This is a genomic window from Hymenobacter ginkgonis, from assembly GCF_009755225.1.
Classification (GTDB): domain Bacteria; phylum Bacteroidota; class Bacteroidia; order Cytophagales; family Hymenobacteraceae; genus Hymenobacter; species Hymenobacter ginkgonis.
The window spans coordinates 268,063-284,331 of the sequence record NZ_WQKZ01000002.1 but is presented as its reverse complement, the minus strand read 5'-3'; the positions used below and the strand labels follow the sequence as shown (position 1 = coordinate 284,331).

Below are 16,269 nucleotides of genomic sequence, written 5' to 3'. Positions count from 1 at the left end.
CCCACTAACGCCGCCACCCGCTGCCAGATGTTTGGCCATGCCTTAGTAGGCGCCCTCACCACCCACGGTAAGCTTACAGCACTACGGCCTGGGTAGCCTGCGCAAAGCCAGGGCCCAGCAATTGCACATAGTATAAGCCCGCGGGCAAGGTGCCGCGCACCCACGGAAAGCGGTGCCAGCCCGCTAGCAGTTCGCCTTGGTGCAGAGTGGCTACTTCTTGGCCCAGCACATTGAGCACGCGCAGCTGCACCGTAGTGGGGCTAGGCAGCGAAAACTCCACCGTAGTGGCTTCCTGAAATGGGTTGGGAGCAACCGGGTACAGCTTGGGCTCGGGGCTGATGGGCCGCAGCAAGGTGTAAGTATCGATGAGCTTCTGGGTGCGCGTAAAAAATTGCAACTTCAGGCTGTCGGGCGTGGCATTGATAAGCATGGCGCCGTAGTCGCCATTGAAAATAAGCTTGCTTTCGGCTAAAGCCACCCGGTTTACCCGGTATACACTGCGGCCGCCTAGGCCATTCACGAAGTACGGTAGCCCGTCGGCTTCTAGGCGCTCGTAGTGGTGGTCGTGGCCCGCCAGCACCACCGAGGCTCCCCACTCGCGATATGGCCAGCGCGTAGCGGCCGTGCTGCCGTGCAGCCCCGACGAATAGGGCGCGTGGTGCAAATACACCACGTTCCAGCGGGCTTGCGAGGCGGCCAAGCCGGCTTGCAGCCAGTGCGCCTGTACCGAATTAGCATCGACGCCGTCGGGCTCGGCCGGGTCGCTATCGAGGGCGAAAAAATGCACGTCGCCGCGCACAAAATCGTAGTAGCGCCCATTGCCGGGCAAGGTGAAATAGTCGCGGTAGGCTTCCCCGTTGCGCGTATAGTAATCGTGGTTGCCAAGCGACGGGAAGAAGCGGTTGGTAGAAGCGCTGGGGCCGTAGCGCCCGCGGTACTTATAGATGTAATTGTGGAAGTACTGGCCGATGTTCTGGTCGATAGTGGTCGAGTCGCCCACGTCGTAGTTGTTGTCACCCAGCGTAATAATAAAATCCGGGTCCCAGTCCTTGACCATCTGCGCCACCTGCGCTTCGGCCGGCCCCGCGTACCCATAGTCGCCGATGGCCGCAAAACGCTGCCCGTAGCTAGCCCTGCCCCCTAGGCTCAGCAAAAGCATTAGTACTAAGCAACGTAGGCGGAAATGGGGCCAGGTGTTAGCCAAAAAAGGTAGCGGTATACTCATGCCGGGCTGGTCGTTTGCGGGGCGCGCCGGGTAGCGGCTCGGCCCCTGCTAATAGGGCTATAACTACCTCTAGCTGCAGAAGGTTGCCCCGCTGTGCAAGCAGTTAAGTCGCTAATTTACGTGTGACTTACGCTGTGATTTTGCGCCAGTAACCACTTTTTCCGAATTGGATAAAAGATTCTTCGGCAGCGCCAGCCAGCCGCTACCTGCCGGCTGATGCCTTAGTCAGTGGTTCAGGCTTTTACCCAAAATCTTTCTGGTTGCCCTACCCCCAGCTTGCGGCCCGAGCTACGCGCTCCTATACCAAGCGCCCACCCATACTCAGTGGTTGCTGAGTGCAGGTGGGCGCCAAGAAGGGGGGTGGGGCCCAGCCGCCGGGCCCTACGCACTATTCGGTGTGCACCACGCGCAGCGTCCGGCTGCCCGCGTCGGAGGTAAGCTGCAAAAAGTATACACCGGGCGCCAGCTTGGCGCAGTCAGTGAGGTGCACCACGTGCTCGCCCACGCTTTGGCGGGGTAGGGCCTGCTGGTACACAGGCCGCCCGAGGGCATCGGCCAGGGCCACGCGCACTACCGACGCGCTAGGCAGCGAGTAGGCCACGGCCAGCGCCGCCCCAAACGGCACCGGCGAGGCAGTAGCCTCGGCAAATACCACGGGGGCTTTGGTGGCTAGCAAGGGGTTTGAGTTGGTGGGTATGTTGTTATCCATCCAGGCCAAGCGCTGGTGCATCCAGTTTTTCAAGTAGTTAACTTCTTCGCCATAGGTAGGGAAGGCTACTGCATTGGCCCATACCCCCACGCCCAAAATGGGCCAGGCCGTAAAGTTGCGCCCCTGGCTTTCGGCCACCTGCGCCGCATTGGCATCAATGAGCTGGTCGAGGTTGGCCTGGTTCAGCACCGACGAGCGCAGCACGTCCCAGCGTGCGCGCAGTTCGCGCACGAAAGCCGGGTCGGCCAGCAGCTGGCGCCACCAAAACGGAATCTGGTGTCCGCAGCTCGCATTGCTGTACACCCAGCCCGCTGGGTCGCTGCCCGCGCAAAGCGCCGCGCTACCCCAAGCCAGGTCATAATCCCAGGCGGGGCCCATGGTCAGCTTGCCGTTTTTGCTGGTACGGTCCTTATAAAAATACGTGCTGAAGCAGTAGCCGTCGATATTGCGGCTCAGCTCGGTGAGCAAAAAATAATCGGCAAACGACGTCGTGTTAATGAAGTGCCGGTAGCCCCGGCGCGCATCGTTGAAGTTGCCGCCACTCAGCGCCGTCTCGAAGCTATCGACGTAGGCCTGGATGTAGCTGCGCTGCGCCAAATTGATGTCCTCCAGCTTCGGGTATTCCACCTGGAAAAGTATCTCATTTTCTAGCGCATTAGTCGGGTTCTTGAACTTAGAAGTCCAGTTGGCGGCCGAGCTACCCGTAGCCTTATCGAGCTTCACGATATAGCCGCCCGTAAGGGCATCGCCCTTCGTATCAGTGGTTTTGAGTTTGCTGATATTTACGCGGTCGGCGCCCCGCTTCACTTTTTCGGCCAAAATGTACACGCCCTGGTACACATTGTTTATTACCACTTCGCAAAAGCGGGTGCGGCTGGCGTAATTGCCTACCTGGTTAGATATCTGATAGGTTAATACATTGCGCATCAAGGTCTTGTCGCCGTAACTGGCTGACAGTACCCAGTCGCTACCCGCCGGCATGCCGAGCAGGCTGGCGTCGAGGTCTTCGCCGGCCGCGTCGCGGGTTTCTACCCCGAAGGACTTTTTGGGGAAATACCACTGCGAAGAAGAACCACGGGTTTCAATGCCAATCTTACCAGTATAATTATTAAAAGAATCAGTTGCAAGGTTGCGCTTGCCTGGGCCGTTGTCAATGATACCCATATCGGCCTCAATTTTGGGGTCGTCCAGAATTTCCTTCTGGTGGGTATCAATAACAATAATTGGCAAATCAGAAGAGAGAAAACCTAGGCCTGGCAACGGAACAACTTGGGCCCAGCTAGACAAGGGTAAGCTAAGCAGTAGCGTGAATAAGAGGTGCTTCATGCAGAGAAAAAAGAGTATAGAATATGAGTAAAATGCAATAGAAATGTTTCTTATCGCAAATAAGGGTACAAATAACGCGGAAAAAGCGTATTCATGCAAATACTCATTATCTATATGTTCTAAAGTATAAGCGCTTGTGTGCTAAAGTGTCATGAAGCACGACCCGCTACTTTGTAAAGGCCGGGCACCGAAGAATAAGTAAATGTTGTTTTTTTGGTAAGTTGCACGAGTCGCTGATGCGGCTCCGCTGGTGACTAGCCAGCGAAAAAAGGTTGTAAATACATGTAGGCTACCTGAATAATAAATATAACTTTTAGCCTAGCAAGCTTGGGGCGAATATCGGTTTGCTCCTGCTGTGCATGGGGGGTAGGCGCTGGCCCACTGCCGCCCGCGCGCGGTAGCAACGCGTGGCGGTGCGGCGTAGGCGGGACACTGCTATTAAGTATAACTTGCCGATAATTCCCTAAACCCCGCGTTTTTCGTATCAGCAGGCAGGCAGCCGGCCAACTACCTGGTTGGTTAGCTGTTCTTACCTTCTATTAAGAAGCCCCTTTTGCCATGAACCCTTTAGTAGACATACGCCGCCTCGACCAGAGCCTGTGGCTCGACTTCATCAGCCGTAAAGTGTTGCAAAACGGCGAGCTCAAGCGCCGCATTGAGGAAGATGCGCTGCGGGGCGTGACCTCCAACCCCGCCATTTTTGAGAAAGCCATTGGCGGCAGTGCCGATTACGACGACACCATTCAGGCGCAGGCCCAGCAGGGCAAGTCGGCTGAGGAAATCTACATTGGCTTGGCCGTGGCCGACGTGCAGGCCGCGTGCGACTTGTTTCGCTCGCTCTACGACAGCCACGACAATTCGAGCGACGGCTACGTGAGCCTCGAAGTATCGCCCAAGCTGGCCCACGACACGGAAGGGACCATTGCCGAAGGCCGCCAGTTGTGGAAAGACGTGGCCCGGCCCAACGTGATGATAAAAGTGCCCGCCACTCTGGAAGGCTTACCCGCCATTCGGCAGCTGATTTCGGAGGGCATCAACATCAACGTAACCCTGATTTTTGGCTTGGAGCGCTACCGCGCCGTTACGGAAGCCTTTATTGCGGGCCTCGAAGACCGCGCCAAGGCTGGGCAGTCGCTAGAAGGCATCGATTCGGTAGCCAGCTTCTTCCTCAGCCGCATTGACGTGCTGATTGACCCGCAGCTGGAAAAGATAGCGGCCGAAGGCGGCGAAAAAGGCCAACTGGCCGAGTCGCTGGTGGGCCAAGTGGCGCTGGCCAGTGCCAAGCAGGCGTACCAGATGTACAAGCAAATCTTTGCTGGCCCGCGCTGGGAAGCCCTAGCCGCAAAAGGCGCAAATACGCAACGTTTGCTGTGGGCGAGCACAGGCAATAAAAACCCGAAATACGACGACCTTAAGTACGTAGAAGGCCTGATTGGCCCCAAAACGGTGAACACCATTCCGGTGGAAACCATGGACATCTTCAAGCAAAAAGGCCAGCCCGCCGACCGCCTGGAGCAGGGCTTGCCCCTGGCCGAAGCTGTGCTGCGCGACCTGCCCAAAGTAGGCATCGACCTCGACGCCATGACGGCCCAATTGGAAAAAGAAGGGGTGCAGAAATTCATCGAACCTTTCGGCAAGCTGATAGACTCGGTAGAGAAGAAGCGCGAACAAGCCGTGAGCGCCGTAGCCGGCAAGTAGCTAAGCAGCGCTACCCTACCCCCTGCAGGAGGTTCAGGGTAGTACAACGCCTTGTATACCAAGCCCCAGTGCTGGCCGGCGCTGGGGCTTTTGCGTGCCGCAGGCAACGCGCGCGGCCTGGGGCACGTATAGCAACAGGTTTAGGAAAATTACACGTATTCGTGAGCCAACCCAGCCAATATTTCCGCAACCCGGCGGCCGAGATAACTTATTACCCTGCCGGCTACATCCGGGCCGATTGGCGGGCAATGGACTCTTCCGAAACCGAGCTGCGCGCTATTTACGAGCACATTCTGGGGGCCATGCGTCGTTACGAGGTAACGGCACTCTTGATTAAGCACACGCAGCCGCAGCCCATTCCGGCGGTGCTCCGGCTCTGGCTGCTAGAGAATTGGATTCCGCGCGCCATGCGCGAAGTGGGCTACCGCCGCTGCGCCATTGTGGAAACGGCCGACACGGCGAGCCGGTCTGCTACTCGGGAAATCGGTAGCCGCCTCAACCAGCCGCTGGACTTTGCTTATTTCGAAGACCCGGCCGAGGCCGAAGCCTGGCTGCTACGGCCAACTAGCGCGCAGTAGCGCAGCAGGTACTTAGCTACGAAAAATTGGCTGTTTGCCAAGCTGTGCGCATCTGGCGGGGGTAGGGCTGGCTGCCTACGCCGGCTGGCAGGCCAGCACCTCCTCCAATATCTGCCGCGAATTGCTGAGGCGCGGCACCTTGAACTGGCCACCTAGCCGGCCGCGGCTGCGCAGCCAGGCCTCGAAGGTGCCGGCGGGCAGCAGGTGCAGGCGCGGGGCGGCCAGGGCGATGTCGCGGTGGCGCTTAGCGTCGTAGTCGGAGTTGAGGCGGCGCAGTTCTTGGTCGAGGGTGTGGCCAAAGAGCGCCGCATCGGCGGGCGGCGGGCCGGTAAACTCCACGGCCCACTCGTGGCTGCCGCGCGAAGTGGCCGCGCCGGTAGCAAAGTAGATGGGCGCTGCCGTAAAATCGCGCACCAGCGTGCCCGTGGCACGGGCCGCGGCCGCCACGGCTGCTTCGGCATTCTCTACCACTACCTCTTCGCCAAAGGCATTGAGAAAGTGCTTGGTGCGGCCCGTAATGCGCACCCGGTAAGGCTGTAGCGACGTAAAACGCACGGTATCGCCCACGAGGTAGCGCCACAGCCCAGCATTGGTGCTGATGACGAGCGCGTAGGTGGGGCCTACCTCCACGGCTTCGAGCGGCACGGGGCGGGGGGTAGGCGAGTTGAACTCGGTGGCGGGCAAAAACTCGTAGTAAATACCGTGGTCGAGCAGCAGTAGCAAGTCCTCCGAGTCGGGCTCGTCCTGCAAGGCAAAGTAGCCCTCCGAAGCATTATAGATTTCGAGGTAGCGCATTTGCGGGTTCGGAATGAGCTGCTTAAACAACTCGCGGTAGGGCCCAAACGCCACCGCGCCGTGCAAGAACAAACCCAGCCGCGGCCACACCTGCGAGATGTCGGTGGCGCCGGCCAGCGTGAGCACGCGGCGCAGCAGCACTATCATCCAGGTAGGTACGCCGGCCAGCACGCGCACATCTTGGTGCAGCACGTGCCAGGCAATGCGCTCAATTTTTTCTTCCCACTCATCGAGCAGCGCCAGGGGCAGGGGCGGCGTGCGCAGGTACTCGGCCCAGCTCGGCAGGCCCTGCATGATGAGCGCCGACACATCGCCGGCCTGCGCCGCGCCGCCGAAGGGGCTGGGGCCGCGGGTGCCGCCCAGGCTCAGGGTTTTGCCTTGCAGCACGCGGTGGGCGGGGTAGAGGTGCGTGCTAAGGGCCAGCATGTCGCGGCCGGCGCGGTAGTGGTTGCCGTGCAGCGCCTCAGTGGTAAGCGGGATGTACTTGCTGCGGGCGTTGGTGGTGCCACTGCTGCGGGCCTGCCAGTGGGGGGTAGGGCCGGGCCACAGCACGTTGGGCTGGCCGCGCAGCACTTTTTCGAGCTCGGGGTATAGCTGCTCGTAGGTGCTTACGGGCACGCGGCGAGCAAACTCGTCGGCACGCAGGCTGGTGGCGTAGCCGTAGCGGCGGCCCCACTCGGTGCCCTGCGCCCGGCCCAGCAAGTAGCGCAGCACGGCCGCCTGCGTGGCCAGCGGCTGCTGGCGCACGCGGGCCAGCCGGGGCAGGCTCCCCAGCTGAACGGCGGCGGCAATGAGCTGGTCGAGCACTTTGTTCTAGTTATGAATTGAAAATCTTGAATTTCAAGGTGAGTTTCAAGAAGAACGTCATGCTGAGCGCAGCCGAAGCATCTTGCTCGCAGCACTAGCCTAATCGTTCAACGGTATTGATTAGTGCTGCGAGCGAGATGCTTCGGCTGCGCTCAGCATGACCTTTTTCAAGAGAGCAAACGATTAATCAAAATACTTGCGCTTGAACTCGAAGTTCTTGCCCAGGTACACGCGGCGCACGGTTTCATCCTCGGCCAGCTCTTCGGCGGTGCCGGCTTTGAGCAGCTTGCCCTCGAAGAGCAAGTAGGCGCGGTCTACGATACTGAGCGTGGCTTGCACGTCGTGGTCGGTGATGAGGATGCCGATGTTGCGGTGCTTGAGCTTGGCCACAATACCCTGAATCTCCTCGGTGGCGATGGGGTCGACGCCCGCAAATGGCTCGTCGAGCAGCACAAACTTGGGGCTTACGGCCAGCGCGCGAGCTATTTCGGTGCGGCGGCGCTCGCCGCCGCTCAGCACCTTGCCCAGGTTTTTGCGCACGTGGCCGAGGCTGAACTCATCGAGCAGCTCCTCTACTTTGTCGTGCTGCGCTTTTTTGGGCATGTCCGTCATTTCGAGCACCGAAAGGATGTTTTCCTCCACGCTCAGGTCGCGAAACACGCTGGCTTCCTGGGCCAAGTAGCCCATGCCGCGCCGGGCACGCTGGTAAATGGGCAGCCGGGTAATGTCTTCGTCATCGACGAAAATGCGGCCCGAATTGGCTTTCACCATGCCCACCATCATGTAGAAACAGGTGGTTTTGCCGGCGCCGTTGGGGCCCAGCAGCCCCACTATTTCGCCCTGCGCCACGGACAGCGACATGTCGTTGACGACGGTGCGGGCTTTGTATTGCTTAACGAGGTGCTCGGCGCGAAGAATCATAGACAGGGACAAAGGTAAAACCCAAGGCCGCCGCTCGGCTGCGGGCGCCCAAGGGGGGTAGGGCCGCGCAAGCCGGCAGCTCGGAAGTAGCTAACGCGGGCCGCGAAATAAAGTGCTTTGGCGGTGGCTAATGAAAGCTGTTGGCGGCGTGGCGAGCTGGGTTTTGAGGTAAGTGCCGCGCTATCGTTTCTTTGCTACGGAATATTATCTACTTGCTTATGCCTAAATACTTACTCTTTTTTATACTGTGGGGAAATTGGTTGGCTGGGTTTGGGCAAGCTCCGGCTTTTCAGCTGACCAAAACTATTGGTACTCCGGTGTCTGACCCCTACGATTTGGTGGTGGACAAGGCCGGCTTTATCTACTTGCTCGATGGCCCCGGCATCACGAAGCTGAATGCGAAAGGCGAGTTGGTGCAAAGCATCGTGCTGGAAACGCACAAATACGGCGGCTTTGGCCTGGGCATCGACGACGCGGGCAATCTGTACGTGGCCAACTACACCTACAGCTACGTGCAGAAATACAACCCAGCCGGCAAGCTACTGCTGGAGTTTGGCACTGCGGGCAGCGCACCAGGGCAGTTCACCTACGCCAACAGCCTGACCGTGGACGGCGCGGGCAACATCTACGTGGCCGACACGGGCAACAACCGTCTGCAAAAATTCGACACCAACGGCAAGTTTTTATTTGAATACAAGGCCACTAGCAGCAACAAGCTCGACCGACCCATGGACGTGGCGCTGGACGCCGACGGGGCCATTTATTTGTTTGACCAGAGCTTGATGATTACCAAGCTCTCGGCCAGCGGCGCGCTGTTGCAAACCATCGCGCTCGGGCCAGTATCGACTGACGAAGGCACTTCGCTGGCGGTAGACGCGGCGGGGGATTTCTACCTAAGCACCTTCCGGGGCGGCGGCGTACTGAAATACAGCAGAACTGGCGTGTACCAACGCGCGCTGGAGGCGGGCTACGACTGGAGCAACAGCACCCACACACCGATTGCGCTGGACGCGGCCGGCAACGTGTACGCCTCCACCTTTGGCCACCACGGCGACAGCCGCCTGCTCAAGTTCGACGCCAGCGGCAAACAGTTGAACCGCTGGGGCAACCTGGGCACATTTGGGCCGCTGGCCATGGATGCGGCCGGCAACTACTACTACCACGACCCACTGCAAGGTAAAATCTGTAAGTATGCGGCTAACCACCAGCTGCTGGCGCAGTTTCCGGGCGTGTTTGACCCCGCCGCGCTGGCTGTGGATGCGGTAGGCAATATCTACGAGATGGCCTGGAGCTCGCCGGCCAGCATCACCAAAATAGCCCCCAATGGCCGCGTGCTGGCAACCTATAATAAGCTGGGCGGCAATATTGGCTACAACTCGTCGGGCATTGGGCTGGCCGTGGACGCGGCCGGCACCATGTACGTCACCGACTACTACGGCGGCTGCGTGCGCCGCATTGATGCGCAGGGCAACCAGCTGCCCCCCATTGGCACGTGGGGGGTAGGGGCGGGGCAACTGTGGCTGCCGCAGGCCGTGGCCATCGATGCGCACGGCTTCGTGTACGCCGTGGACAACGGCGGGCTGCGCGTGCAGCGCTTCACGCCCGATGGCCAGCTGCTGCGCGAGTTTGGCGAGCGCACCACCATGGGCGGCTCGGTGTCGGTGAGCACGGTGCGCATGGCTGTGGATGGCGCCGGCAACATGTACGTGACCAGCAGCCTCGTGGCGGGCTTGCAGGTGTACGATGCCGCGGGCAAGGGTAAAACCATTCTGCCCGACATCTGGGGCTTTTTGGCCGTGGACCGCCGCGCCAGCCAGCTCGTGACGATAGGCGGCGACCTCATTCGCCTCTACAGCGGCAATAACGTGCGGCCCGAAAACGTGATAACCGGCAACATCTACGAAGACCTCAACAACAGCTGCACCCGCGAGGCCAACGAGCCTGCCCTACCCGGCATTGCGGTGGTGGCGCAGCCGGGCAACTACTACGGGCTGTCGGATATCAATGGCAACTACTCAATTGCTGTTGATACCGGTGCTTACACCGTGCAGCAGCTGCTGCCGACGCACGAAGTGGGCCGGTCGATTGCGCTGCTTTGCGCCGCCTACCCCCCCTTGGCATTCTCCTCGTACGGCAACACGGCCAGCGGGCCCAACTTCGGCGACCAAGTAAGCCTTGCACCCTACCTCAGCGTGAGCGTAGCCGTGAACCGCCGCCGGCGCTGCGCTCGCAACAGCACCACGGTGTCGTACGCCAACACGGGTTTTGCCCTGGCGCCCAACGCCCAGGTGGTGGTGGCGCTGCCAGAGTACGTGGTATTTGTGGCGGCCAGCGCGCCCCACACCCGCGATGCGCAGGGCAACTACGTATTCGCCGTCGGCGACCTACCCCCCAACCGGCAGGGCAGCATCACAATTCAAGACTCGGTGGTGTGTGGCAACACCGCCATCCGGGGCCTCACGCTGTGCACCAAAGCCTGGATAACGCCCGCCAATTCCTACCCCGAGCCTTCGGCCTGGAACAAGGCGTCGATGGCCATCAGCAGCCGGGTGGAGGCCAACAACCAGGTGCGCTTCGTGCTGCGCAACCAAGGCAAGGGCGCCACCACCGACAGCCTAGCGCTGCGCGTGTACCAAGATGCGCAGCTGGCGCTCACGCACGCCTACGCCCTAGCCGCCGGCGACAGCCTGGTGCTGCGCGTGCCGGCCACTCGCTCGGCGGTGCGCCTCGAAGCCGACCAGCCCGCCGGCCACCCCCTTCAATCCCAAACCAGCGCCACCGTCGAAGTAGCGGCCCTGCACACCGGCGCCGCGCCCAATGCGGCCCTGCGCGCCCTACCCCCCAACGCGGGCAATCCGCAAGTGGCCGAAGACTGCCAGCCCGTCGTCGATTCCTTCGACCCTAACGATAAGCAGGTGTGGCCGCAGGGCACCACGGCCCAGCACTACACGCCCACCGGCAGCCCGCTGGCCTACCAGGTGCGCTTCCAGAATACGGGTACCGCGCCGGCTTACTACGTAACGGTGGTGGATACCCTGGCCGCCGGCCTCGACCTGCGCACGCTGCGCGTGGGCGCCGCGTCGCATCCGTACCAACTCACGGTTTCGGGCAAAGACCGGCCAGTGCTCACCTTCACCTTTAGCGGCCTCACGCTGCCCGAAAGCGCCCGCGACCCGCTCGGCAGCCAGGGCTTTGTGCAGTTCACCATTCAGCCTAAAGCGGGCTTGGCGCCGAAGACGTTGATTGAAAACTACGCCGATATTTTCTTCGATTACAACGAACCGGTGCGCACCAATACCACCACCAACCGCCTCTACGATGTGCCCGCCCAGGTAGTGCCGGCCGTGCAGCTGGCGTATGCCGACCTGGTGGCCTCGCCCAGCATCAGCCGCTTTGCGCCCGCCCAAGGCCGGGTCAGCACGCTGGTGACGATAACCGGCCAGCGGTTCGACGCCACGACGACGCACAACCAGGTGCTGTTCAACGGCGTGGCGGCGGCGGTGCTCAGCGCCACCCCTACCACCCTCACGGTGCGGGTGCCAGCCGGCGCCACACCCGGCAAAATCCAGGTAGTGACGCCCAATGGCGGCGTGCGCAGCGCGACCGATTTCCTCGCCTACCCCCCGCCCACCCTGGCAGCCGTAGCACCGGCCGAAGGCGTGCCGGGCGCCGTCATCACACTCACCGGCACCGGCTTCTCGCCCGATAGTCGGCAAGATTCGGTGGCTTTTGACGGCGTAGCGGCTGTGGTGCGCCGCGCCTCGGCCACCGAGCTAACGGTGGAAGTGCCCGCTGGCGCGCACACGGGCCTTGTTACCCTACGCACGCTGGGCGGGCAAGTAGCTAGCGCGCAGCCGTTCCGGGTGTGGTATCCGCCCACGCTTAGCGCCTTCGGGCCGGGCAAGGCTAAGGCCGGTACGGTGCTGACCATCAACGGGACGAATTTTGCCGAAACGGCAGCCCGCAACGTCGTGCTGCTGGGCACAGTGGCCGCCCCGGTAGTGGCGGCCACCGCCACCCAGCTACGGGTGCAAGTGCCCAGCACCGCCGAGTCGGGCCCGCTCACGGTGCGCACGCCGGGCGGCCAGGTGGTCTCGGCGGCCAGCTTTGTTTTTGTACCTGCGCCTACCATCACCGACTTCGCGCCCCGCGAGGGTAGCGTAGGTACTACCCTCACTATTAGCGGGAAGAACTTCAACGCCGACGGGCAGACCGATACCGTTTACGTGAACGGGGTAGCGGCCCGGGTGCTCAGCCGCAGCGCCACGCAGGCGGTGGTAGTCGTGCCCAAGGGGGTGCGCACCGGGCCCGTAACGCTGGCCGGCGCGGGCGGCCCCGCCCGCAGCGCCCAAAATTTTGAGGTGCTCGACCTCGGGCCCGACCAGGCCGTGACGGTGTACCCCAACCCCACGCACGGCCCCCTCACGCTCGACTGGCAGCACGCCGATTTTGCCCTGCAAGAAGTGCGCGTGTACAATGCGCTGGGCCAACTCGTGCTCCAGCAAACCCTGGGCGGCGTGGCTACTGATACGCTCCCACTGACGCTGGACACCGCCGGGCCAGGGCTGTACCTGATAGTCATTCAAACTGCTCGCGGCTCGGTAACTAAGCGAGTGGCCGTGCATTAAGAGTGTATAGGAAAGTTAGCGAGAGTCAAAAGCACGTCATGCTGAGCTTGTCGAAGCATCTCTACCTGGTGAGTAATTCCTGACGTTAGGGTGTTAGTGGCGCGATAGAGATGCTTCGACAAGCTCAGCATGACGTGCTTTCTGCATTCACAGAATTTCCCTGCATGTACTAATTAAGAAACCAAAGAGTCAGTTTTTAGCAAGCAAAAGGCCGACGCATCTCTATGCGCCGGCCTTTTGCTTGGGGTAAGGTAGCCGGCCAGGGCCTATTGGCAGTGGCCCGCGCACCGCCGGCGCAAACTGCCAGCTGGTTGCGGCTGTTAGGAAGGCCGCTGGGCCAGACCTTTGCAGCCCCGTACTTTCGCTGCGGCCGCGTGGCCGTTGTTCTTTATATGCTAGATTTTGTTGTTCGCCGCCCCGCCGCCCTGCGCCTGGCGTGGCTACTGGTGCTGTTAGTGCTGGGCCTCGGCCGCCCGGCCCAGGCTCAGATAGAGCGCCCCGTTACCTGGAAATTTGCGGCCCAGCCCGGCGCCGCTGGCGAAGCCACGCTCACCTTCACGGCTGCCATTAGCGGCAACTGGCACATTTACTCGCAGTTTATTGAGGAGGGAGGCCCCGAGCCCACAAGCTTCAAGTTCACGCCCTCGCCCGACTACGAGCTGGTGGGCAAGGTGAGCGAGGAGCCTACCCCCGTCAAGATGTTCGAGAAGGCGTTCAACATGAACATTGCTTACTTTCCCAAGCGGGCAGTGTTCAGCCAAAAAATTCGCCTCAAAGCCGCGCAAACTACCGTGAAGGGTACCCTCACCTTCATGGCCTGCAACGACGAAAAGTGCCTGCCGCCCGACGACCTCGATTTCAGCATCGCCGTGAAAGGGACGGCTGGTGCCGCAGCAAGTGCGCCTGGCGTGGCTGCCCCTACCCCCCCCGCCGCCACTAAGCCCACGGCAGTAGCACCCGCGGCCCCAGCCGTGCCTACTCCCGCCCCGGTGGCCGACGCGCCGCCGGCCGCACCCACTGCCCCGGCGCTAGCTGCCGCTCCGGCCGACTCGGGCCGCCAAGCTGCGGCCGCAACTGCGCCAACGAGTACTACCAAAGTCTTGGCCGATGCGCCAGCTTCGGGGGCGAGCCAGTCGTTGTGGGCCATTTTCCTGGCTGGCTTTCTGGGCGGCTTGGCGGCGCTTATTATGCCATGCATTTTTCCGCTCTTGCCGCTCACGGTTAGCTACTTCACCAAGCAGGCGCACTCGCGCCAGCAGGGGCTGGGCCGGGCGCTGCTCTACGGGGCCAGCATCATCGTTATTTACGTGGCGCTGGGGCTGTTGATTACAGTTTTATTTGGCTCCGATGCGCTGAACGACTTGGCTACTAGTGGCTTGTTCAACCTGTTTTTCTTTGCGTTGCTGGTTGTGTTCGCGGCCTCCTTTCTGGGTGCGTTCGAGTTGACATTGCCCAATTCCTGGATTGCCAAAACTGACACCGAAGCCGATAAAGGCGGCGTGCTAGGTATTTTCTTTATGGCGGCCACACTGGCGCTGGTATCATTTTCGTGCACCGGCCCCATCATCGGCACGCTGCTGGTGCAGGCGGCCAGCACGGGCGCCTACCTGGGGCCAACGGCCGGCATGTTCGGTTTTTCAGTTGCTTTGGCGCTGCCATTTACCCTGTTTGCGCTGTTCCCGTCGTGGCTGAAAGCGCTGCCCAAGTCGGGCGGCTGGCTGAACTCGGTGAAGGTGGTGCTCGGCTTTTTGGAGCTGACGCTGGCCCTGAAATTCCTCTCTAATGTAGACTTAGCCTACCACTGGCAGTGGTTCGACCGCGAACTGTTTTTAGCTCTGTGGATTGTGATTTTTGCACTGTTAGGTTTCTACCTGCTGGGCAAAATTCGGTTTTCGCACGACAGCGAACTGCCATTTGTGTCGCTGCCTCGGCTGTTTTTGGCCATTGTGGTGCTGGCTTTTACTACCTACCTGGTGCCCGGTTTGTGGGGCGCGCCGCTCAAGTCGGTGTCGGCGTTCCTACCCCCCCAACACACCCAAGACTTCGACCTCTACACGCCCACGCTCAGCGGCGGCGGTGGGGGTAGCGCGGCTGCCCCAGCGCATCCTGTGCGCAAGTACGGCGAGCTGTTTCACGCCCCGCTGGGGCTCGATGCGTTTTTCGACTACGACGAGGCCCGCGCCTACGCTACGCAAGCTAATAAGCCCATTATGATTGACTTCACTGGCAATGCCTGCGTGAATTGCCGCAAGATGGAAGCCAACGTGTGGCCCGACCCGGCCGTGTTGCAGCGCCTGCGCAACGACTTTGTGCTGGTGCAACTCTACGTAGACGACAAGACCGACCTGGCCCCCGCCGAGCAAACGGTTTCAAAGTTCAGCGGCAAGAAAATTCGCACCATTGGCAACAAATGGAGTGACTTTCAGGCCAGCCGCTACGGCTCTAACTCGCAGCCCGACTACGTACTGCTCGACCCCCGCACCGAGCGCGTGCTGGTGGCGCCCCAAGGCGCTAACTACGACCCCGCCAATTTCCTAGCTTTCCTGGATAAAGGTTTGGCGGCGATGAAGTAACAGCTGGTAAAAACCATTTGGTCAATTAAGAAAGCGGCCATGCTCTGGATAGAGCATGGCCGCTTTTTGGGCTTATACCAGCCCCACCAACGCCTGCAACAAGGGCGCAGGCCGCGCTGCCAAATAAGCCACGCACTGCGTAAGCGTCAGGGCGTCGCCGCTGGCTACGTGCAGCGGCCGCGCCACTACCCCCGGCACTTGGCTGAGGTCAAAAAACGAGGGTACAAAGGCGATGCCAATGCCCAAGCTGACGAGGTTGCTGAGTAGCTCCAGCGACGATACTTCCTGTACAATGGCCCCGCGCCGGCTAAAGCCCGCCTGCTGGCAGAGGTGCTCTATCTCGTCGTACACCGGGTGCAGCGGGCGGCTGATTTCGACCCATCTCTCGTGGGCCAGGGCGGCCAGCGGCACCTCGGCAGCAGTGGCCAGCGGGTGGGCAGTGGGTAGGGCCACGGCCAGGCCGCCCTGGCCGAAGGGCCGCGCCGCCAGCTCGGGGTGCAGCAGGGGCAGCATGGTTAGGCCCAGGTCAATAGTTTCGGCCATTAGGGCTTCTTGCACGGCCCGGAAGGTGGGTAGCTCGTGCAGGTGAAACTGCACGTCGGGGAAGCTCTGGTTGAAGCGCTGCACAATGCCCACCAAGCGGTCGGGGCGCAACAGTTGGTAGTAGCCGAGCTCTACCGTTTTTTGCTGCGAGCCCACGCGGCGCACCGCTTCAATGGCTTGCCGGCTAAGGTGCAGCAGGCGCTGGGCCTCGGCCAAAAACACGGTGCCGGCCTCCGTGAGCACTACTTTGCGCTGGCGGGTGCGCTGCGCGTGGTCGAATAACTCGACGCCTAATTCGCTCTCTAGCAGTTGAATTTGCTGGCTAAGGGCCGGCTGCGATACGCATAGTTTGGTGGCCGCCCGGCCGTAATGCCGCTCGGTAGCTACCTCAGCAAAATAACGCAACTGGCGGAGTTCCATTAGGCAAATTTCGATAAGAAATTCTTATCAGCCTCATAATAAACTG

Annotated in this window: 9 protein-coding genes; 4 read left to right on the top strand and 5 right to left on the bottom strand. The window is 61.1% G+C overall.

Annotated features, from left to right (window positions below; all coding sequences use genetic code 11):
* Positions 1 to 73: 73 nt before the first annotated feature.
* Both GO988_RS06935 and GO988_RS06930 read right to left on the bottom strand, forming a co-directional pair.
* Positions 74 to 1,159 (bottom strand): metallophosphoesterase, encoded by a 1,086-nt coding sequence (locus GO988_RS06935; protein WP_198172554.1) that lies wholly within the window; start codon positions 1,157 to 1,159, stop codon positions 74 to 76.
* 454 nt (positions 1,160 to 1,613) lie between these two features.
* Complete coding sequence (locus tag GO988_RS06930; protein ID WP_157563511.1) at positions 1,614 to 3,260, bottom strand: CotH kinase family protein; 1,647 nt, start codon at positions 3,258 to 3,260, stop codon at positions 1,614 to 1,616.
* 558 nt (positions 3,261 to 3,818) lie between these two features.
* Here GO988_RS06930 and tal point away from each other — a divergent pair.
* On the top strand, positions 3,819 to 4,958 hold the full coding sequence (tal, locus tag GO988_RS06925) for a transaldolase (protein WP_157563509.1): 1,140 nt from the start codon (positions 3,819 to 3,821) through the stop codon (positions 4,956 to 4,958).
* A gap of 161 nt (positions 4,959 to 5,119) precedes the next feature.
* Positions 5,120 to 5,536, top strand: a complete 417-nt coding sequence (locus GO988_RS06920; RefSeq protein WP_157563506.1) for a hypothetical protein — start codon at positions 5,120 to 5,122, stop codon at positions 5,534 to 5,536.
* Positions 5,537 to 5,611: 75 nt separating this feature from the next.
* Here GO988_RS06920 and GO988_RS06915 read toward each other — a convergent pair whose 3' ends face one another.
* Both GO988_RS06915 and lptB read right to left on the bottom strand, forming a co-directional pair.
* Complete coding sequence (locus GO988_RS06915; RefSeq protein ID WP_317164811.1) at positions 5,612 to 7,138, bottom strand: GH3 auxin-responsive promoter family protein; 1,527 nt, start codon at positions 7,136 to 7,138, stop codon at positions 5,612 to 5,614.
* A gap of 183 nt (positions 7,139 to 7,321) precedes the next feature.
* Positions 7,322 to 8,059, bottom strand: coding sequence for an LPS export ABC transporter ATP-binding protein (gene lptB / locus GO988_RS06910; RefSeq protein WP_157563504.1), 738 nt, complete (start codon positions 8,057 to 8,059; stop codon positions 7,322 to 7,324).
* 218 nt (positions 8,060 to 8,277) lie between these two features.
* On the opposite strand from lptB, the gene GO988_RS06905 reads away from it, so the two are divergent.
* Both GO988_RS06905 and GO988_RS06900 read left to right on the top strand, forming a co-directional pair.
* Entirely contained in the window at positions 8,278 to 12,687 is a 4,410-nt protein-coding gene (locus tag GO988_RS06905) for a DUF7619 domain-containing protein (RefSeq protein WP_157563501.1), read from the top strand.
* Positions 12,688 to 13,079: 392 nt separating this feature from the next.
* Positions 13,080 to 15,260, top strand: a complete 2,181-nt coding sequence (locus tag GO988_RS06900) for a protein-disulfide reductase DsbD family protein (protein ID WP_157563498.1) — start codon at positions 13,080 to 13,082, stop codon at positions 15,258 to 15,260.
* Between the two features lie 72 nt (positions 15,261 to 15,332).
* Here the strand turns inward: GO988_RS06900 and GO988_RS06895 are convergent, their stop codons facing one another.
* Positions 15,333 to 16,223 carry a LysR substrate-binding domain-containing protein gene (locus GO988_RS06895; protein ID WP_157563495.1) on the bottom strand — a complete coding sequence of 297 codons (891 nt, stop codon included), beginning with the start codon at positions 16,221 to 16,223 and terminating at the stop codon, positions 15,333 to 15,335.
* Positions 16,224 to 16,269 lie beyond the last annotated feature (46 nt).

Coding starts and splice junctions, on each gene's coding strand:
- GO988_RS06900 (WP_157563498.1), top strand. CDS start 13,080: ATGCTAGATTTTGTTGTTCGCCGCCCCGCCGCCCTGCGCCTGGCGTGG.
- GO988_RS06930 (WP_157563511.1), bottom strand. CDS start 3,260: ATGAAGCACCTCTTATTCACGCTACTGCTTAGCTTACCCTTGTCTAGC.
- tal (WP_157563509.1), top strand. CDS start 3,819: ATGAACCCTTTAGTAGACATACGCCGCCTCGACCAGAGCCTGTGGCTC.
- GO988_RS06905 (WP_157563501.1), top strand. CDS start 8,278: ATGCCTAAATACTTACTCTTTTTTATACTGTGGGGAAATTGGTTGGCT.
- lptB (WP_157563504.1), bottom strand. CDS start 8,059: ATGATTCTTCGCGCCGAGCACCTCGTTAAGCAATACAAAGCCCGCACC.
- GO988_RS06935 (WP_198172554.1), bottom strand. CDS start 1,159: ATGCTTTTGCTGAGCCTAGGGGGCAGGGCTAGCTACGGGCAGCGTTTT.
- GO988_RS06895 (WP_157563495.1), bottom strand. CDS start 16,223: ATGGAACTCCGCCAGTTGCGTTATTTTGCTGAGGTAGCTACCGAGCGG.